Origin of the sequence: Schaalia naturae, assembly GCF_042665795.1 — a bacterium.
Lineage (GTDB): Bacteria > Actinomycetota > Actinomycetes > Actinomycetales > Actinomycetaceae > Pauljensenia > Pauljensenia naturae.
In genome coordinates this window covers 798,541-815,946 of sequence record NZ_JBHTEF010000001.1, presented here as the reverse complement: position 1 = coordinate 815,946, position 17,406 = coordinate 798,541, and the positions used below count along the sequence as shown (strand labels likewise).

Sequence of the window (17,406 nt, the reverse complement as noted above, 5' to 3'; positions counted from 1 at the left end):
GCTGGGCACGTCCGTGCCCGTGAGTTGACCGATCCCAGCATAGTCGGTGCCGCCCTCACGCTCCGGGCCCGTCCGCCTCCTGCGCCGATCCGGTCCCAGGGGCCTCAGCGCCCTGTTGCCCCGGCTCCGCGGCGCCGCCCTCGTCGGCCTCCTGCGGAGGGCCCGGCACCTCGACGACGGGCGCGACCCGCCCTCCAGGGGCGGAACGCCCGTTGGAGGGGACCGGCCCCTCGAACTGCCCCTCCTGGGCGAGCTTGGCCTTGACGTCGGCGGCGTAGAGGTCGACGTACTCCTGGCCGGACAGCATCATGAGGTTGTACATGATCTCGTCGGTGATGGCCCGCAGCGTGTAGCGGTCCTTCGACAGCCCCCGGTACCGGGAGAAGTCCAGCGGCTCGCCCACGACGACGCCGATGTTGCCGCGGGAGGGCATGAGCTGGCCGATCGGCTGGGCGTCATGCGTGCCGATCATCGCGATGGGGATGACCGGAGCGCCCGAGATCAGGGCGAGGCGCGCCACACCCGTCTTCCCGCGGTACAGCCGGCCGTCGGGGCTGCGGGTGCCCTCCGGGTAGATGCCGAAGAGCTCCCCCTCCGCCAGACGGTCGAGTCCCGCCTTGAGCGCCGCCTCCGAGGCCCTCCCACCCGAGCGGTCCACGGGGATGACGCCGACGGAGCGCATGAAGGTCTTCGTGGCCCAGCCCTTGAAGCCCGTGTCGGTGAAGTAGTCGGATTTGCCCATGAAGACGACCTCGCGGTCGACGAGCAGGGGAAGGAACACCGAGTCGAAGACCGCCTGGTGGTTCGACGCGAGGATCGCGGGGCCCGTGGCCGGGATGTTCTCCCTGCCGCGGATCCACGGGTGGTACACCGCCTTCGCGAACGGTCCCAGCGTGGTCTTCATCGCCGAATAGACACCCAACAGATCCTCCAGACGTTGCCACGGCCCCGATGAACTAGCATCCACTCTATGACGTCCGGGACCGCTTCGGCGCCGCTCGGCGCACGCCGGGCCCCGGGCGCAGCGTCGGCGGTCAGGGCCCGGCTGGCCGAGGCCGTTCCCGTCGGCGTCCAGGTGGGACTGGACACGTTGGGCACCCCCGTAGGCGACATCCAATGGATCGTCGTCGATCTTGAGACCACGGGCCTCGGCGCGGATGCGGCCATCACCGAGATCGGCGCGGTCCGGGTGCGCGGCGGCCGCAACGTCGACGAGTTCCAGAGCCTCGTCGACCCCGGGCAGCCCATCCCGCCACGCATCACAGCGCTCACCGGGATCACCCCCTCGATGGTGGCAGACGCCCCCAGGATCGAGCAGGTCTACCCGCGTTTCGCCCGCTGGGCCGGTCTGGAGGGCGAGGACGGCCGCCGACCCGGCGGGCCGGATGCCGTCCTGGTCGCCCACAACGCGAGCTTCGACATGGGCTTTCTGCGCCGGGCGGCCCGACGATGCGGCCGCGACTGGCCCGCTCCGCGCGTCGTCGACACGCTGGCGCTGGCGCGCGTCGCCGTCCCCCGACCGGTCGTGGCGAACCACCGGCTGGGGACCCTCGCCGCCCATTTCGGCGCCTCCGCCCAGCAGTCCCACCGCGCTCTGGACGACGCCCGGGCCACCGTGGGCGTCCTGATGGGGCTCCTGAGGCTCCTCGCGCCGCTGGGGGCGACGACACTCGAGGACATCGGGACCGTGGGCGCGCCCGTGCCCGCCCGGCGCCGCCGCCGGGTGGCGATGGCCGATTCCCTGCCCCGCACGCCCGGCGCCTACCGTTTCGTCGACGTCTCGGGCGCGCCCCTCTACGTCGGATCGGCCACGAATCTGCGCTCCCGGGTCCGCTCGTACTTCACCGCCTCCGAGACCAGGAGGGGCGTGCGCCGCATGCTCGACCTGGCCGCGGACGTCGTGGTCCAGCCGACCTCGACGACGTTGGAGGCCCGGGTCGCCGAGCTGCGCGACATCCGCGCGCTCCGCCCGATGTTCAACTCGGCCTCGACCCGGCAGGACACCACGCACTGGGTCGTGTGCAGCGGCGGCGCCGTGGACGTCGTCCCCGTCCTCGCCCAGGACCGCTCGGGCCCGGCGCTCGGGCCGTTCGGCGGACGGGGCCGCGCCTCCCGCGCGCGCGAGGCCATCCTCGAGGCTCTCGCCCCGCCGGGCTCCGGCCCGGCCTCGGCACTCGGGGAGGATGCGCTCCGGGAAGCCGACGAGGCGCTGCGCGCGCGCAGCGTCCGCGTCGCCGACGCCCTCTCGGCCCACATGTCGGAGGCCTCCGACGCCGAGGACTTCGAAGCCGCGGCGCGGTGGCGCGAACTGCTGGCCTCCTACCTGGATGGGGTCCGGCGCCGAGAGTCCGTCCTCCCCGTCGCGAGCGCCCGCAGGGCGGTGTGGGCCCGCCGTCTGCGCGACGGCGGATGGGCGCTCCACGCCTCCTCCTGGGGGCGTCTCACGCGCACGGTCGTGACGCCCCCGGGGACGTCCCCCGCGCCGTGGGCGGAGGCGATCCTCGCCGACCCCCCGCTCCCCCGCCCCGAGGTCTTCCTCGCCCGCACCACCTGGGAGGAGGCGAGACTGCTCTCCGAGGACCTCCTGCGGGAGGGGTCCCGGCTGGTCCACTGGGACGGCGAGGTCGCCCTGGCGGATCCCGTCGGCTCCCCCCTGTCGCGCACACGTCTGCTCGGTGCCCTCGGACTGGGGCCCCGGCGTTGAGCCACGGGTCCCCCGTCCGGCCCGGGGCGTGGGATGATCGGAGGGCACGCGCACTGCGATCTCTGGAAGGACTGCCCATGCTCACCGCCATCGTCCTCATCAACGCCGACGTCGACCGCATCCCGGAGGTGGCCGAGGCCATCGCCGATCTGGACGGCGTCTCCGAGGTCTACTCCGTCACCGGCGACATCGACCTCGTCGCGCTGGTGCGCGTGCGGGAGTACGACGATCTGGCGGAGGTCGTCTCCGACAGGCTGGGCAAGGTGCAGGGGGTGCGCCAGATGCGCACCCACATTGCGTTCCGCTCCTTCTCCCACATCGACCTCGAGGAGGCCTTCCACATCGGTCTCGAGTGAGAGCGGGGTCCGGCGGCGCCCCCTTCGGCGCCCCGGGCCCGCCGCCTGTCAGCGGTTCGACTCCTCGATCCACCGGTCCAGGACGTCCTTCGCGGCTCCCGAGTCGATGGAGCGGGCCGCGAGATCCAGCCCGACCCGCATGCGGTCGGCCAGGGATCCGTCGCCGGCTCGCACGCCCTCGACAGTCCCGAAGGCGCTGAGCCCCGCGGCCGTGTTGAGGAGCACCGCGTCGCGGACCGGCCCGGTCCGGCCGTCGAGGATCTCGCGGGCGACCGCCGCGTTCTCCCGAGCCTCCCCGCCGCGCAGGTCCTCCACTGTCGCGCGCGCCATCCCGTACAGGCCCGCCGCGTCCAGCTCCGTCTCCTCGACGCCGCCGTCCGCCACGGACCAGATCTGGGTGGGCTCGACGGTGGTGATCTCGTCCAGGCCGCGGTCGCGGCCGCGGAAGACCACGGCCGACAGGCCACGCTCGGCGAAGACCCCCGCCATGAGCGGCGCGTTGCGCTCCTGGGCGCATCCGATCGCCGCCGCCCTGGGGCGCGCCGGATTGGTCAGGGGGCCCAAGATGTTGAACACCGTGGGGAACCCCAGCTGCCGGCGCGTGCCGGCTGCGTAGCGCATCGAGGGGTGGAACCTGTTCGCGAACAGGAACGTGATGCCCACGCGCTCGAAGACCTCGGCGACCCGCTCGGGGTCCAGCTCCAGGTTGATGCCGAGCGCCTCGATGACGTCGGCCGATCCCGAGGCCGAGGTCGACGCCCGGTTCCCGTGCTTGACCACCGGCACGCCGGCCCCGGCGAGCACGATCGCCGACATCGTCGAGATGTTGACCGTGCGCGCGCGGTCCCCGCCGGTGCCGACGATGTCCAGGGCGTCCCGGGGCACCTCGATCGGCTCGGCGTGGTCCTGCATCGCGTCGGCCAGTCCGCGGATCTCGGTGACGGAGGCCCCCTTCGCGGCCAATCCCGTGAGGACGGCGGACAGCCGCACATCGCCGAGCTCGCCGTCCATGACCTGGTCCATCACCCAGTACGCCTGCTCATAGGACAGCTCGGCGCCCTCGAGCAGCCGAGCGGCGACCTCCGCCCACTCCATCAGCGGTCCCCCGCGAGGACGGAGGCGACGGTCTCCTGCAGGACGATCGGATCCAGGGGTTCCGGAACGGTGGCCGCGGCCCCCGACCAGGTGGCGAGCCAGTCGTCCTGCTGGCGCGCCGTCAGGATGATCACGGGGGGCACCGAGTCCAGGATGCCGCTGAGCTCACGCGCGATCGACATGCCCCCCTCCTTCGTGGCCTCGCCGTCGAGGATGAGGAGCGCGAAGTCCCCCCCGCGCACTTTCTCGACGACGCCCGGCTTCGTCGCGGCCTCGACCCAGTTGATCGTGGGCAGGCCCTTCCCGGGACGCAGCCCGACGCCGCCGATGACCGCCTTGCGCGTGTCGACGTCGTCGCTGAACACCAGGACGTCCACGGTCTGGTCGCTCACTTGCCCACCTCCGGAGTCTGGGCCTCGGGGCCCGATTGCCACTGGTCTCCCATTGTATGCGCCGGCGGGCGGGTCCCCGACTGGGGCCCGCCCGCCGGTCGCGCGCCGACCGATCAGCTCTGCGGCGAGAGCGTCGCGAGGACGTCGACCACCATCACGGTCGTGGAGGTCTCGGCCTCCGTCGCACCGGATTCGGAGGCGTCCGCGGTCGGGGGGAAGACGAAGAGCAGGCGCGAGCCCACCGTCTGGCCGACCAGTTCCCCGATGCCGGGCTGGAACAGCTGGGCGCCCACCGAGGACCAGGTCGAGCTCATCGACGACGGGTCCTCGAAGTAGGAGCCGACCGCCTGGTACAGGACGTAGTCGGAGTCGGCGATCGCCTCCCCCGTCCCCGTGGCGAGCGTCGTCGTGGACTCTCCGGGGGCCGTGTCCCCGCTGAAGGCCACCGTCGGCTCGGAGCCGAGGTCGCCGTCGACGGAGATGCCGGCCGGCAGGGCGTCGCCCGTGGCCGTCGCGGCGGTGAGCGCGGAGGTGTCGGTGCCGTCGACGGCGTCCTCGATGTCGACGACGAACACCAGGGTCGATCCCGCGGGAATCGTGCCCTGGTCAGTTCCGCCGTATCCCCATTCGCAGGGGATGACGATCTCGACGCGGTCGCCGACGTGCTGGTCGGCCAGACCGTACTTCCAGCCGGACACGACCTGGTCGAGGCCGAAGGCGACGGCCTGCCCGTTGGAGTAGGAGGAGTCGAAGACCGTGCCGTCCCACAGGGTGCCGGTGTAGTTGGCGAGGATGAAGTCGGACGAGCCGACCGTGTCGCCGTCCCCCTCGGACAGGGTCTTGACCAGGACTTGGTCGGGCTCGTCGCCCGTCCCGGCGGAGATCGTGGGATCCTCCCCGAAGCCTCCGGTGGCATCCGGGAAGTTGCCCTCCCCCGAGCGGTCCACGTCGGGGGCGTCATCGGACAAGGTGCATGACGTGCCGGACTGGGAGCCTGAGGCGGACGCGTCGCCAGACTGGCCGGACTGACCCGACTGGGAGCTCGAGGAACAGGCCGAGAGCAGCAGTGCTGAGCCCAGCGCGCAGGCGGTGGCCAGGCGCGTGAATCGATACGGGGTCATCGGATCAGTGGAACGATTCCCCGCAGGCGCACGTGCTCTGCGCATTCGGGTTGTCGATCGTGAACCCCTGCCTCTCGATCGAGTCCGCGAAGTCGATGGTCGCGCCGCTGAGGTAGGGCACGCTCATGCGGTCGACGACCACTTCCACGCCGTCGAAGTCGCGCACCGCGTCCCCGTCCAGCAGGCGGTCGTCGAAGTAAAGCTGGTAGATGAGCCCCGAGCATCCTCCCGGCTGCACGGCGATGCGCAGCCGCAGGTCGTCACGACCCTCCTGCTCCAGCAGGCTCGCGACCTTGGCGGCAGCGACATCGGTGAGCAGGACCTCGTGGGTGGGCAGCTCGGTGGTGGTCTCGGACATGGCACTCCTCATTCGTCTGTTCTGCGCGATCACCCTACGTCCGGGCCCACGTGCGCGCCACCCTTCGCCCTCCCTCGACGAGGGCGTCCCTGCTGTCCCGGACGACGAGGATCCCGTGGATCCCCCATTCCGCAGCCTCGTGGGCGGACAGCGAGGACTCCGACCCGAGCGCCACGACGGGCAGCGCCCGGCTCGCCGCGGCCCGTGTCACCGTGTCCAGCGTCGCGTCCGCCAGGTGCGGCGAGTGCAGCAACGGCTCGGCGACCACCACCAGATCCGCCAGATCCAGTCGGGAGCCCAGGTCGGTGACATCGGCCAGGAGATCGCCGGTGGGGACCAGCCGTCCGCCCAGTGCGAGGATCATGGCGGCCGCGCCCCCTGCGGCGCCGGATCCCGGCAGCCGCGAGGGATCGCGGCCGGGAGCGGGGTCCCCCGCCAGCGGCAGAGCCGTCCGCGCGGGGCCCGCGGAGCGGAACACGCGCGACAGGGCGGAGGTGATGTCCCGGTCCTGCAGGGGCCGGGGCTCCAGGTCGACACCCAGCGCCATGACCGACGCCATGCCCAGCAGCGGGCGCGCGGTGGAGGCCGCAGCCACCAGGTCCCTGCCGGACAGGCGCCGCCGCGCGGCGTCCAGGGCCGAGGGGACGTCGCGTTCGATCGAGGCGGCGTCCCCGGCGAGCTCGGCGCCCGAGAGGGCGGAGAGCATGCCGAGCCCCGCATCGGAGTCGATGGAGTGCCCGCCCTCGACGACGGGGACCAGGCCTGCCTCCAGGGCACCGAGCACCTGTTCGCCGGCGCGGCGTGTCGAGGCCTCCTCGATGCCGACCGGGATGGGAGCGAGTCCTCGGGCGGGCGCCCGGGAGACGGCCTCGGCGAAGGCGGCGCCGGGGCCGAAGGGAATGGCCTCCGCCTCCCATCCGGGGGCGGCCTCGCGGAATCCGCGGGCGAAGAGCGCCAGCGCCGCCGAGGCGGGGAGGCCGCCGCGGCCCCCCGGCCCCGACCAGTGCCCGGCGATGAGCGCCCTCATCCCCCGATGGCCAGGCGCGCCAGCAGCAGGGCTTCCGCCAGGATCGCGTGCTCCAGGTCGGGCAGCGACTGCGACTCGTCCTCGGAGTGGGCGTTCGTCAGAGGATCCTCCACGCCCGTGACGACGACCTGGGCCTGGGGGAAGAGGCGTTGGAAGTCCGAGATGAAGGGGATCGACCCTCCCACTCCGATGTCGACGCTGGGCGCGCCCCAGGACTCGGTGAGCGCCCAGCGCAGGTCGGCTGTCACCGGAGAGTCCAAGTCGGCGCGGTAGCCGGGGCCGTACTCGTCGGGCGTGATCCTCACCCGCGCGCCGAAGGGGATGTGGGCGCGCAGATGATCGGCCACGGCCTCCATCGCCTCGCGCGGATCCCGGCCGGGTACGGTGCGGATCGACAGGCGGAAGCGGGCGTCGGGGGCGATGGTGTTCGAGGACTGGGCGACGGGGCGCGCGTCCAGCCCGATCACGTTGATCGCGGGTTTCGTCCACACCCTGGCCGCGAGGTCCCCGGTGCCGGCCAGCTGGTAGCCGTCGACGACGCCTGCGGCCGCGCGGAACTCCTCCTCGGGCCAGTCGACGTCCGCGTCGCCCCGGCCGCCGAGCCCCGCCACGGCCACGTCTCCCGCCTCGTCATGCAGGCTCGCGATCATCCGGGCGGCCACCGTCACGGCGTCGAGGATGGGACCGCCGAATGCGCCGGAGTGGACGGCGTGCTCCAGGACGGTGACGTCGACGGTGAGGATGGAGTTGCCGCGCAGCGTCGTCGTGATCGCCGGCTCGCCCGGCCTCCAGTTGTGCGAGTCGGCGACGACGATGACGTCGGCGCGCAGCAGCTCCGCGTGCGTCTGGAGGAAGTCGACGAACGAGGGGGATCCGATCTCCTCCTCGCCCTCGATGAAGACGACGGCGTTGACGCCGAGGTCGCCGGCCAGGGCGCGCAGGGCGCCGAGGTGGACGATGATCCCGGCGCCGTCATCGGATGCTCCGCGCCCGTAGACGCGACTGCCTCGGACCTCGGCCGTGAAGGGGTCCGACGACCAGCGCTTGCGCGCGCCGGTCGGCTGGACATCGTGGTGGGCGTACAGGAGCACCGTCGGGGCGCCCTCGATCCTCCGCGTGCGGGCGACGACGCCCGGGCGCCCGGGCGTTCCGTCGGGGTTCGCACCCCTGAGGACCTCGCCGGTCAGTCCGGCCGCCTCGAAGCGCTGCCGGACGTGCTCGGCTGAGGCCCGCACATCGGCCTCATGCTCCGGATCGGAGGAGATGGAAGGGATCGCGACCAGCTGGATGAGTTCGTCGACGAGGTCCGGGAACGCCTCGTGCACGCGGGCACGCAGGACGTCGACGCTAGGAGCCAGGTCAGGAGTGAGTGTCGCCATGGGTCCAGCCTATGCGTCCTCACGCACCGATCGCACCGGACCGCCCCGCGCACGCACCTGCGGGGCCGGCGCCCGAGCGGGCGCGATCCTGTCCCCCGGGCGCATCCACTACCCTTGAGTCGTGTTCAACCGCAAGAAGTCCGAGCCGGCCTCCGCCGTCGAGCCCGACGCCGGGGGGTCCCCTCAGAAGAAGGGGCGTCCCACTCCCTCGCGTCGCCAGGCCGAGTCCCGCCACAACCAGCCGCTCGTCCCCGCCGACCGGAAGGAGGCGAAGCGCAAGTCCAAGGAGCTGCGCGACGCCGCCTACCGGCGTCAGCAGGTTGCGTTGGAGACCGGCGACGAACGGTATCTGCCGGTGCGGGACAAGGGGCGCGTCCGCCGTTTCACCCGCGACTGGCTGGATGCCAGATGGTCGTTGTCGGAGTTCGTGGTCCCCGCCATGTTGGTCTTCCTGGCGGTGATGCTCGCGGCGTCGTTCCTGCGGACCGACACGGAGCTGGTCGCCCGCGTCATCTTCGTCCTGACGGCGGCCTTCTACGTCCTGCTCCTCGCCTCCATCGTCGAGGGCGTCGTGGTGTGGCAGCGCCTGCGGCGGCGCATCGCCCAGCGCTACCCGGATGACACGATCCCGCGGGGAACGTGGTTCTACTGCTACTCGCGCATGGTGATGGCACGCCGGTGGCGCACTCCCAAGCCCCAGGTCGCCCGCGGGGAGTTCCCGGCCGTCTCGCGCTGAGCGGCGACGCCCGACCGCGTGGCCGGCCTCGCCGAGCGCGCCTCCAGGGGGCCTCAGTAGTCGGCGAGCGCCTTGTTCATCCGCCCGGGCCAGCTCGGACCCTCGTAGATGAAGGCGGTGAACGCCTCCAGGAGGTCGGCGCCCGCGTCGAGCATCTGCCGCGCCTGGTCGGGCGTGCCGATGCCGCCCGTGGCGATGAGGGTCTGGTCGTCCTCGAGGCGGGAGCCCACCAGGCGGACGACCTCCAGAGCGCGTGGGAACAGCGGCTGCCCGGACACGCCGCCCCCGCCTAGATCGTGATCGGTCGTCGTGTTCGTCGCGACGACGCCCTCCAGCCCGAGCTCGCCGGTGAGGGCGGTGATGTCGAGGATCTCCCGGTCGGACAGGTCCGGGGCGATCTTGACGAAGAGGGGCACGCGCCGACGCGGATCCCCCTGCTCGCATCCCAGGCGCGCGGCCTCGAGGACCGCTCGGAGCCGGTCGACCGTCTGGAGGCCGCGCAGACCCGGCGTGTTCGGCGAGGAGACGTTGACGACGATGAAGTCCGCCCAGGGGGCCAGCAGACAGGCGCAGGCCCGGTAGTCGTCGGCGGCGCGATCCTCCGGCGTGGACTTGTTCCGCCCGATGTTCGCCCCGACGATGGCCGCGCGCCCCGACCGGGTGGCGCGCAGGCGTCTGAGGGCCTCCGCGGCGGCCGGGGCCCCCAGGTTGTTGAAGCCCATCCTGTTGCGCACGCCGCGCTCGTCTAGGAGGCGCCACATGCGGGGCGCCTCGTTTCCGGGCTGCGGCCGGGGAGTGACGGTGCCGATCTCGACGAAGGCGAAACCCAGGGCGCACATGCCGAGCACCGCCGCCGCGTCCTTGTCCATGCCCGCCGCCAGGCCCAGCCGCCCGGGAACGGTGCGCGCCCCGATGCGCGCCGGCCGGCGCCGCGTGTCCCGCCCGGCGAGCATGCGTCCCCCGGGGGTGCCCGTCGCCGTCGTCGGCGCCGGCTCGGCCTCGAGGTGCCCCAGGGTGGAGCGCAGCAGGGCCCGCACCGGGGGGATCCTCCCGGCCAGGGAGACGGCGCCGAGCCCGAGCTCATGGGCCCGCTCGGCGTCGATATGGCGGATCACGGTGTCGAACGCGCAGGTGTAGACCGACATGCTCATATCCTACCGGACCGTAGGTTGCGTCTCCGGAGGAGATCGCCCCGATTCTCAGTCCCACCACATCCACCACCCGATCCGCCCGTCCGCGTCCCCGGGAAGGGGCATCCGCATGAGCTCGTCCGGCTCGCCGGTGTCGGCTCCGAGACCCAGCCGCCTTCGCGCATCCCGCCAGATCCGGATGGGGCCAGCCGAGGAGTCCCGGGCGGGCGGCGCGGCTCCTCCCGCGACGAGCATCCCGTCGATCGTCAGCCTCTCGTCCCAGCGCGGTGGGGAGACCAGGTAGCCGAACAGCAGAACGTCCCCCGGATGCACGACAGCGGCGCGCAACGCCTCCCGGCACCGCGGGCCCAGGTTCTGGCGGTCCCCGAGGTTCTCCTCCGGCAGGCGGCCGAGCAGGTCCCGCGCCGCCTGCTCCCCCAGTGCGGAGAACCGGGAGAAGTCGCGGAAGCGGGCGCTCCCGCCCTCCAGAAAGGGGGCCACCACCTCCTCCACCCCCGCCTCGCGCGTCCATCCTGGCGCCCCGTAGAGCCACGCCTCCTCCTCCACCGATGCCGCTCGTGCCATCGCGCCGCCTCCCTCCTGGGCCGGGGACGGTTCCCCCGCGCCGATGGCCCCAGTCAACGGGGCGCGCCCTCGTGCCGCCACAGTCGTTCCTCCCAGATGTGGATACCCGGGCGCGGCGGCCAGCGACTGTGGACGACCGGCGGTCGGCCCACCCGCTCCCGCCCCGCGATAATGGACCCCGTGCTCGTCCCCCTCGATGACTCCTGCGTCCCCTCCCCCTCCGACCCGCAGGCCCCGGTCGACCCGCGGCTCGCCGACTACGTGTCGATGACCGACGTGCGCCTGCGTTCCGCGATGGAGCCGGAACGGGGGCTGTACATGGCGGAATCGCGCAACGTCATCATGCGGGCCGTCGAGGCGGGGCACCGGCCCCGGTCCTTCCTCATGAGCCCGCGCTGGCTCGAGCAGATGGCCCCTCTCATCCGGCGTTCCACGGGCGCCGACGACGGCGGGGACGTCCCCGTGTTCCTCGCCCCGGAGCAGACCCTGCGGCGCCTCACGGGATTCACCCTGCACCGCGGCGCCCTCGCGGCGATGCGGCGGCCCGCCCTGCCTGCGGTCGCCGACCTCCTGTCCACCGCCCGCGGCGGAGGTCCCGCGCGACGCATCGCCGTCCTCGAGAACCTCGTCGACCACACGAACGTCGGCGCCGCGTTCCGCTCCGCGGCCGCGCTGGGCGTCGACGCCGTCCTGGTGAGCCCGCGGTGCGCGGACCCGCTCTACCGGCGCTCGGTACGCGTCTCGATGGGCACCGTCTTCCAGGTCCCCTGGACCCGGATCCCCCGGTGGCCCACCGTCGACGTCCTCCATGACGCCGGATTCACCGTGGCGGCGCTCGCCCTGAGCCCCGATGCCGTCAGCCTGGACGATTTCGTCGCGTCCCCGGCCTGCGTCGCCCCCGACGCGCGTCTCGCTCTCGCCTTCGGAACCGAGGGGGACGGGCTCACCCGAGAAGCCCTTGAGCATGCCGACGTCGTGGTGCGCATCCCGATGTCAGGGGACGTGGACTCCCTCAACGTCGCGGCGGCCTCCGCCGTGGTCTTCTGGGCGACCCGGGGCGTCGGCGCCGTCGCCTGACCTCGCCGGACTCAGGCGGGGAACGCCTCCGTGATGAGCCGCGCGATCTGTTCCGCGCAGTCCTCCCATCCCGTCACCGCGACCGTCTGGAAGCCCGCGGCCCGCACCGGGTAGTCATTGCCGTCGGGGTCCAGCCGGTCGCCGATGAACAGCAGGTCCCCGGCGTCGATCCCCGTCTGCTCGAGCAGCTTCCGGATGCCGTAGGCCTTGTCGATGCCCTGGAGGGTGACATCCACCGATGTCGATCCGCCGCTGCGCACCTCGAGGTCGGGCACGTCGGGGGCGACGGCCGCGGCGAGCCGCGCCTTCCTCTCCCCCGTGGGGTCCCACGCCCGCTTCGCGTCGAGCGGCGCCTCCTGGCCCAGGGCCGAGAACGTGACCTGGGAACCGCGGTCCTCAATGATGTCGCCCCAGGGGTGCTCCTCCCACAGCCCGAGCTCGCGGGCATGGCGCTCCAGGGAGGAGATGGCCCGGTCCCGCTGGTCGGCGGCGAGGTCATGGGCGTAGACCTGCGTCCACCGTCCCTCGTGGTAGCGCAGATAGCGCGTCCCGCAGGTCGGCATGAGGTGCAGCCGCCGGAGCTGGGCGTCGCCGGCGTGCAGGTTCTCCAGGACCTGGGTGCGGAACTGGCCCATCTGCCCGCCCGAGATGATGCACACGTCGACGTGGTCGAGGAGCGCCTGGAGGCGCTGGTCCATCAGGGCCGGCAACGGGGACTTGGAGGGGGCGAGGGTGTCATCGAGGTCGAACGCGACCATCCGCAGTGCCATGAGTGCCTTTCCGGGAGGGATGTTCCCGGGGGTGTTCCTCGGGGACGAGGACGGGGCCGGGCGGTGTGCCGTCCGCCCGAAGCCTACAATGGGTCGGCGCCCGGGCTCCGCGCCGCGAGGGCGCGCGCCACCCACGAGCCGCCGCGGGGCGGCACCAGAGGAGATCCGCAGACATGGCCACACCCCACATCGACGCCGAGCCCGGGGACTTCGCTCCCGCCGTCCTCATGCCCGGGGATCCCCGGCGCGCCCAGCGCATCGCCGAGCAGCTGCTCGACCGGCCCCGGCTGGTCACCGACGTTCGCGGCATGCTGGGATTCACGGGCCAGGTCGACGGGCGTCCCCTGTCTGTCATGGGCTCGGGCATGGGCCAGCCCTCGATCTCCATCTACGCCACGGAGCTGTTCCGCGTCTTCGGCGTCGAGCGCATCATCCGGGTGGGCACCTGCGGGGGCATCGCGGACGGCGTCGAGGTGGGCTCCACGGTGGTGGCCCTCGGCGCCCACACGGACTCCGCGATGAACCAGCAGCGCATCCCCGGCATCAACTTCTCCGCGGTGGCGAGCTTCGGCCTCGCGCGCGCAGCCGTCGAGGCGGCGGGCCCCGGGGACCGGGTGCACGTGGGCACGGTGGTGTCGCGGGACCACTTCTACTTCACGCCGGCGGGGCAGTCCGAGGCTCTGGCCGCCTACGGCGTGCTGGGGGTCGAGATGGAGACGGCCGCCCTGTACGCCGTCGCCGCCGAGTTCCACCGGGAGGCCCTCACGGTGCTCACCGTGTCCGACCACCTCTTCGACCATTCCTCGGACATGACGGCCCAGGAGCGGGAGACGACGTTCCAGACCTCGCTGCGCCTGGCGGTCGCCGCCGCCCTGAGCTGACGGCCCCGGAGCCGGGCCCCCGCCTCACACCCCGATGACCGCGTGGAAGACCCACGCGGTCAGCAGCGTCATCGGCAGGGAGGCGAGCGTCGTGATGAGCACCGTGCCCTGGGCGATCTCCTCGCCGGCGTGGGCGCGGGAGGAGGCGACGAAGGCGTTCTGCGCGGTGGGGAGGCCGCCCATGACGGTGACCGCCATGAGGTCCACGCCCCTCAGGCCGAGGAGGGCGCCGACGAAACAGGCCAGCGCCGGCTCGAGCACCAGTTTGAAGACCGAGGCGATCGCCACGAGGTGTCCCAGGCGCGAGCGGATCGCGAAGGACTGTCCCACCAGCGAGGCCCCGAAGGCGATGAGCACCACCGGCGGCGCCGACTGCCCTGTCATCTCCGTGGCGATGGCGAGGAGACGGGGGACGGGGAGATGGAAGAAGGCGCAGACGAAGCCCAGGACCGCGGCGATCACCATCGGGTTCGTCGCCACGCTTCGCGCGATGCCCCACGCGGTGGGCCTGCGCCCCGACCCCGCCAGGTCGGCCAGCACGAAGAACATCGGTGTGAAGAACCCCAACTGGAACACCATGATGGGAACGCCGTGGGAGGCGGAACCCAGGACGTAGACGGCGATCGGGATCCCGATGTAGGCGGCGTTGTTGAGCGAGGACGACATCGCGCCCAGGATGACGTTCGGCCGGTCCGCGCGCAGGAGGGGGCCCGCGATGAGCCAGAAGGTCATCGCCGTCCCCACCCCGGAGGCGGCGGCGACGGCGAGGGGCGCGCCCAGGACCGCCGCGACGTCGGTGGTCGAGATGGTGGAGAAGAGCAGGGCGGGCGAGGCGATCCAGTACACGAAGTCCGAGAGGACGTGGGAGGCGTGGGGCCCCAGGGCGCCGCTGCGCCGGGCGATCCACCCGACGGCCATGATCAGCGCGATCGCGCAGATGCTCTGGATGATGTCGCCCATGGCCCCACGGTATCCTTCCCCTCCGCCGGGACGGACCGGCTTCCGTGGTCCAAGATGGACGTGTCCGAGACCTTCGGCGAAGGAGACCTCATGTCCGCTGTTCCCGCACTGCCGCTCAACGACGGCACGTCGATCCCGCAGGTGGGGTTCGGCGTCTTCCTGGTGCCCGAGGACCAGACCCAGGAGGCGGTGGAGACCGCCCTCGAGGCCGGGTACCGGCACATCGACACCGCCCGCATCTACCGCAACGAGGAGGCCGTGGGACGCGCCCTCGCGGCCAGCGGCCTTCCCCGGGACCAGGTCTTCGTCACGACGAAGCTGTGGAACTCCGACCAGGGGCCCGACACGACCCGCCCGGCCCTCGAGGCCTCCCTGGACCGCCTGGGCCTCGACCACGTCGACCTGTACCTCATCCACTGGCCCACACCGGCCCGCGACCGCTACCTGCCGACCTGGGAGGCCATGGAGAGGGCCGCCGACGAGGGCCTGACGACCTCCATCGGCGTGTCGAACTTCCTCCCCGAGCACCTGGACCGCGTGGTCGGCCTGGGCGGGCGCGTGCCGGCCGTCGACCAGATCGAGTGCCATCCCACTCTCCAGCAGGGGGAGATCCTCCAGGCCTGCGCGCGGCTGGGGATCGCCGTCGAGGCTTGGAGCCCGCTGGGACGCGGAGCGGACCTGGAGGTCGCCGAGATCGTCTCCGTGGCCCAGCGCGTCGGCGCGACCCCCGCCCAGGTGGTCCTCGCCTGGCACCTGGCCCGCGGCCGCGTGGCCATCCCGAAGTCCGTGACGCCCTCGCGCATCGCGGAGAACCTCCGCGCGGTGGACGTCCGCCTGGAGCCGGCTGACCTCGAGACGCTGGACTCCCTGGAGGCCGGGACCCGCATCGGACCGGATCCGGCCACCGTGAACGAGTAGGACCGGGGCTCCCCAACGGGGAGCCTCCCTCCCCCGGAGGTGTGGGAGACTGCTGGGGTGAGGATCGCGATCATCGGCACCGGCGGAGTCGGCGCGCACTTCGGTTCCTGTTTGATCCGCGGCGGCGAGGAGGTCCACCTGGTCACCACCCCCCGCCACGTCGAGGCGATTCGCGGCGGCGGCGTGGTCGACCTCACCGACGAGGGCGAGGCCCGCGCGCACCCCGCCTCCGTCACCTCCGATCCGGGAGACATCGGTCCGGTCGACGCCGTGGTGGTGGCCGTCAAGCTCTACCAATTCGAGGACGCCACCGGGCGCATCGGCCCGCTCATCGGCCCGGGCACCGTGGCCCTCACCCTGCAGAACGGAGTGACCGCGCCCGGTATGCTCGGTCGGCGCATCGGCGCGGACCACGTTCTCCCGGGCACGGCGAACATCGTCGCCTGGCTGGAGGGCCCGGGGCGCGTCCGCCAGACCGGTGGGCGTCCGGCGGTCGCGATCGCCGCGCGCCCCCTCGGGTCCCCTCGCCCGGACCCGCGGGACCGGCAGGCCGGCGGAGCGGATCCCCGGGCGCAGGCGCTGGCCGACGCGTTCGCCCGTGGCGGGGTCTCCGCCCGGCTGGCCCGCGACATCGACCGCGCTCTGTGGGAGAAGTTCGCGCTGATCTGCACGATGGGCGGGGTCAACGCCCTGGCCCATGCGACCACCGGCGAGGTCCGCTCCTTTCCGCCGACCCGGCGGCTCATGGAGCAGTCCCTGGCGGAGGTCCGCGCTGTCGCCACGGCGCGCGGCGTCGCGCTCACCGACGAGGACTGCGCCCGGGTGCTCGCCCAGCTCGACGCCGTCCAGGCCGGATCGACCACCTCGATGCAGCGCGATCTCGAGCAGGGCCGCCCCAGCGAGTTCGACGCCCTCAACGGCGCTCTGGTGGCCCTCGCCGACGAGTCCGGCGTCGACGTCCCCCTTCAGCGCGTCATCTGCGCGGTCCTGGGCCTCCACACGCATCGGGGGCACGTATGAGCGGCGACGGCGCGCGGGACACGGCCGGGTCCCGAGGCGAGGCTCCGGACGACGCCGGGCGCCTGGTGTTCCTCGACATCGACGGCACCCTGATCGACTCCCGTCAGCGCATGCCGGACTCCGCCCGCGCCGCCTGCGCGGCGGCGCGGGACAACGGGCACAGGCTGTTCCTGTGCACGGGACGCTCACGGCCCGAGGTCTACCCGTGGCTGTGGGACCTCGGATTCTCCGGCATCGTCGGGAGCGGCGGAGCCTACGGCGAGATCGGCGGCCGCCCGGTCTTCGACCATCGCGCGCCGAGCGCGGACGTCGCCGCCGCCTCGGCCTGGCTGGACGGCGTCGGGGCCGCCTGGGTCTGGCAGCTGCCCGACGGCCTGTGGACCTCGCCGACGTTCATGGACGCCTTCTCCGGTCCGCGCGGGGGCGCCGGCGCCGAGGGTGTCGACGGCGAATGGTCGCCCTACCTGCGGCTCGTCGCGCCGTCCTTGCACACCGGCGTGCCGGCCACGGCGTCGAAGTGCACGTTCATCCTGCCGCCGGCCTCGCCCGTGGCCCTGGACGATGTCGCCCGCCGTTTCCTGGGGCGGTTCCACGTCATCCCGGGCTCGTTGACGATGAGGCAGGACCAGCACGCGGAGATGGTCCCCTGGGGGATCTCAAAGGGGACCGGCCTCACCGAGGTCGCCGCCCGTCTGGGCGTCCCTCTGGAGCGCACCGTCGCCGTCGGGGACTCCTCCAACGACGTCGAGATGCTGCGCACCGCCGGCGTCGGCATCGCGATGGGCAACGGGCGCGCGGCCGCCAAGGAGGCCGCCGACCGCCTGACCTCCGGCGTGAACCACGACGGCCTGGCCCGCGCCTTCGCCGGGCTCGGCCTGATCTGAGGGCCGTCGGCCG

At 72.9% G+C, this 17,406-nt stretch carries 19 protein-coding genes; 8 read left to right on the top strand and 11 right to left on the bottom strand.

The window, feature by feature from the left end; all coding sequences use genetic code 11:
- Positions 1-55: 55 nt before the first annotated feature.
- The gene (locus ACFQWG_RS03555) at positions 56-904 is read right to left on the bottom strand and encodes a lysophospholipid acyltransferase family protein (RefSeq protein WP_380972178.1); all 849 of its coding nucleotides are present in this window, start codon (positions 902-904) and stop codon (positions 56-58) included.
- Positions 905-970: 66 nt separating this feature from the next.
- Between ACFQWG_RS03555 and ACFQWG_RS03550 the strand changes: the two genes are divergently transcribed.
- Both ACFQWG_RS03550 and ACFQWG_RS03545 read left to right on the top strand, forming a co-directional pair.
- Positions 971-2,704 carry an exonuclease domain-containing protein gene (locus ACFQWG_RS03550; RefSeq protein ID WP_380972176.1) on the top strand — a complete coding sequence of 578 codons (1,734 nt, stop codon included), beginning with the start codon at positions 971-973 and terminating at the stop codon, positions 2,702-2,704.
- A gap of 77 nt (positions 2,705-2,781) precedes the next feature.
- Positions 2,782-3,060: an Lrp/AsnC family transcriptional regulator gene (locus tag ACFQWG_RS03545; RefSeq protein WP_291494886.1), complete on the top strand. Its 279-nt coding sequence runs from the start codon at positions 2,782-2,784 to the stop codon at positions 3,058-3,060.
- Between the two features lie 48 nt (positions 3,061-3,108).
- Here the strand turns inward: ACFQWG_RS03545 and trpD are convergent, their stop codons facing one another.
- From trpD to ACFQWG_RS03515, 6 genes are all read right to left on the bottom strand, one after another.
- Positions 3,109-4,155, bottom strand: coding sequence for an anthranilate phosphoribosyltransferase (gene trpD, locus ACFQWG_RS03540; protein ID WP_380972174.1), 1,047 nt, complete (start codon positions 4,153-4,155; stop codon positions 3,109-3,111).
- Complete coding sequence (locus tag ACFQWG_RS03535; RefSeq protein ID WP_380972172.1) at positions 4,155-4,547, bottom strand: hypothetical protein; 393 nt, start codon at positions 4,545-4,547, stop codon at positions 4,155-4,157. The genes trpD and ACFQWG_RS03535 overlap by 1 nt, the downstream gene beginning before the upstream one ends.
- Positions 4,548-4,660: 113 nt before the next feature.
- Complete coding sequence (locus tag ACFQWG_RS03530) at positions 4,661-5,668, bottom strand: FKBP-type peptidyl-prolyl cis-trans isomerase (protein WP_380972170.1); 1,008 nt, start codon at positions 5,666-5,668, stop codon at positions 4,661-4,663.
- A gap of 4 nt (positions 5,669-5,672) precedes the next feature.
- Complete coding sequence (erpA, locus tag ACFQWG_RS03525; RefSeq protein WP_380972167.1) at positions 5,673-6,026, bottom strand: iron-sulfur cluster insertion protein ErpA; 354 nt, start codon at positions 6,024-6,026, stop codon at positions 5,673-5,675.
- 34 nt (positions 6,027-6,060) lie between these two features.
- Positions 6,061-7,053: a glycerate kinase gene (locus tag ACFQWG_RS03520; RefSeq protein WP_380972165.1), complete on the bottom strand. Its 993-nt coding sequence runs from the start codon at positions 7,051-7,053 to the stop codon at positions 6,061-6,063.
- The gene (locus tag ACFQWG_RS03515; RefSeq protein WP_380972162.1) at positions 7,050-8,432 is read right to left on the bottom strand and encodes a M20/M25/M40 family metallo-hydrolase; all 1,383 of its coding nucleotides are present in this window, start codon (positions 8,430-8,432) and stop codon (positions 7,050-7,052) included. Before ACFQWG_RS03515 ends, ACFQWG_RS03520 begins: the two co-directional genes overlap by 4 nt.
- A gap of 121 nt (positions 8,433-8,553) precedes the next feature.
- Here ACFQWG_RS03515 and ACFQWG_RS03510 point away from each other — a divergent pair, with 121 nt between their 5' ends.
- Positions 8,554-9,168 (top strand): DUF3043 domain-containing protein, encoded by a 615-nt coding sequence (locus ACFQWG_RS03510; protein ID WP_380972160.1) that lies wholly within the window; start codon positions 8,554-8,556, stop codon positions 9,166-9,168.
- Between the two features lie 53 nt (positions 9,169-9,221).
- Here ACFQWG_RS03510 and ACFQWG_RS03505 read toward each other — a convergent pair whose 3' ends face one another.
- Complete coding sequence (locus ACFQWG_RS03505) at positions 9,222-10,319, bottom strand: quinone-dependent dihydroorotate dehydrogenase (RefSeq protein WP_380972158.1); 1,098 nt, start codon at positions 10,317-10,319, stop codon at positions 9,222-9,224.
- 48 nt (positions 10,320-10,367) lie between these two features.
- Entirely contained in the window at positions 10,368-10,883 is a 516-nt protein-coding gene (locus tag ACFQWG_RS03500) for a hypothetical protein (protein WP_380972156.1), read from the bottom strand.
- A gap of 267 nt (positions 10,884-11,150) precedes the next feature.
- Here ACFQWG_RS03500 and ACFQWG_RS03495 point away from each other — a divergent pair, with 267 nt between their 5' ends.
- A complete protein-coding gene (locus ACFQWG_RS03495; protein WP_380976202.1) occupies positions 11,151-11,960 on the top strand; it encodes a TrmH family RNA methyltransferase in 810 nt (269 codons plus the stop codon).
- 11 nt (positions 11,961-11,971) lie between these two features.
- Here ACFQWG_RS03495 and ACFQWG_RS03490 read toward each other — a convergent pair whose 3' ends face one another.
- Complete coding sequence (locus tag ACFQWG_RS03490; protein WP_380976200.1) at positions 11,972-12,724, bottom strand: HAD-IIB family hydrolase; 753 nt, start codon at positions 12,722-12,724, stop codon at positions 11,972-11,974.
- A gap of 179 nt (positions 12,725-12,903) precedes the next feature.
- On the opposite strand from ACFQWG_RS03490, the gene deoD reads away from it, so the two are divergent.
- Positions 12,904-13,611, top strand: coding sequence for a purine-nucleoside phosphorylase (gene deoD, locus ACFQWG_RS03485; protein WP_380972153.1), 708 nt, complete (start codon positions 12,904-12,906; stop codon positions 13,609-13,611).
- Positions 13,612-13,635: 24 nt separating this feature from the next.
- On the opposite strand, the gene ACFQWG_RS03480 is transcribed toward deoD, so the two are convergent.
- Positions 13,636-14,571, bottom strand: a complete 936-nt coding sequence (locus ACFQWG_RS03480; protein WP_380972150.1) for an AEC family transporter — start codon at positions 14,569-14,571, stop codon at positions 13,636-13,638.
- Positions 14,572-14,661: 90 nt separating this feature from the next.
- Here ACFQWG_RS03480 and ACFQWG_RS03475 point away from each other — a divergent pair, with 90 nt between their 5' ends.
- From ACFQWG_RS03475 to ACFQWG_RS03465, 3 genes are read left to right on the top strand one after another with little or no spacing between them, the layout of a single operon-like run.
- A complete protein-coding gene (locus tag ACFQWG_RS03475) occupies positions 14,662-15,489 on the top strand; it encodes an aldo/keto reductase (protein WP_380972149.1) in 828 nt (275 codons plus the stop codon).
- A gap of 57 nt (positions 15,490-15,546) precedes the next feature.
- Positions 15,547-16,509, top strand: a complete 963-nt coding sequence (locus ACFQWG_RS03470) for a ketopantoate reductase family protein (protein WP_380972147.1) — start codon at positions 15,547-15,549, stop codon at positions 16,507-16,509.
- Positions 16,506-17,393, top strand: coding sequence for an HAD hydrolase family protein (locus tag ACFQWG_RS03465; protein WP_380972144.1), 888 nt, complete (start codon positions 16,506-16,508; stop codon positions 17,391-17,393). The genes ACFQWG_RS03470 and ACFQWG_RS03465 overlap by 4 nt, the downstream gene beginning before the upstream one ends.
- Positions 17,394-17,406: the final 13 nt, after the last annotated feature.

Excerpts from the sequence above, each read along its gene's own strand:
- ACFQWG_RS03495 (WP_380976202.1), top strand. The coding sequence starts at position 11,151 with ATGACCGACGTGCGCCTGCGTTCCGCGATGGAGCCGGAACGGGGGCTG.
- ACFQWG_RS03515 (WP_380972162.1), bottom strand. The coding sequence starts at position 8,432 with ATGGCGACACTCACTCCTGACCTGGCTCCTAGCGTCGACGTCCTGCGT.
- ACFQWG_RS03505 (WP_380972158.1), bottom strand. The coding sequence starts at position 10,319 with ATGAGCATGTCGGTCTACACCTGCGCGTTCGACACCGTGATCCGCCAT.
- ACFQWG_RS03465 (WP_380972144.1), top strand. The coding sequence starts at position 16,506 with ATGAGCGGCGACGGCGCGCGGGACACGGCCGGGTCCCGAGGCGAGGCT.
- ACFQWG_RS03530 (WP_380972170.1), bottom strand. The coding sequence starts at position 5,668 with ATGACCCCGTATCGATTCACGCGCCTGGCCACCGCCTGCGCGCTGGGC.
- ACFQWG_RS03480 (WP_380972150.1), bottom strand. The coding sequence starts at position 14,571 with ATGGGCGACATCATCCAGAGCATCTGCGCGATCGCGCTGATCATGGCC.
- ACFQWG_RS03520 (WP_380972165.1), bottom strand. The coding sequence starts at position 7,053 with ATGAGGGCGCTCATCGCCGGGCACTGGTCGGGGCCGGGGGGCCGCGGC.
- trpD (WP_380972174.1), bottom strand. The coding sequence starts at position 4,155 with ATGGAGTGGGCGGAGGTCGCCGCTCGGCTGCTCGAGGGCGCCGAGCTG.
- ACFQWG_RS03500 (WP_380972156.1), bottom strand. The coding sequence starts at position 10,883 with ATGGCACGAGCGGCATCGGTGGAGGAGGAGGCGTGGCTCTACGGGGCG.
- ACFQWG_RS03475 (WP_380972149.1), top strand. The coding sequence starts at position 14,662 with ATGTCCGCTGTTCCCGCACTGCCGCTCAACGACGGCACGTCGATCCCG.
- deoD (WP_380972153.1), top strand. The coding sequence starts at position 12,904 with ATGGCCACACCCCACATCGACGCCGAGCCCGGGGACTTCGCTCCCGCC.
- ACFQWG_RS03555 (WP_380972178.1), bottom strand. The coding sequence starts at position 904 with ATGAAGACCACGCTGGGACCGTTCGCGAAGGCGGTGTACCACCCGTGG.
- erpA (WP_380972167.1), bottom strand. The coding sequence starts at position 6,026 with ATGTCCGAGACCACCACCGAGCTGCCCACCCACGAGGTCCTGCTCACC.
- ACFQWG_RS03545 (WP_291494886.1), top strand. The coding sequence starts at position 2,782 with ATGCTCACCGCCATCGTCCTCATCAACGCCGACGTCGACCGCATCCCG.
- ACFQWG_RS03550 (WP_380972176.1), top strand. The coding sequence starts at position 971 with ATGACGTCCGGGACCGCTTCGGCGCCGCTCGGCGCACGCCGGGCCCCG.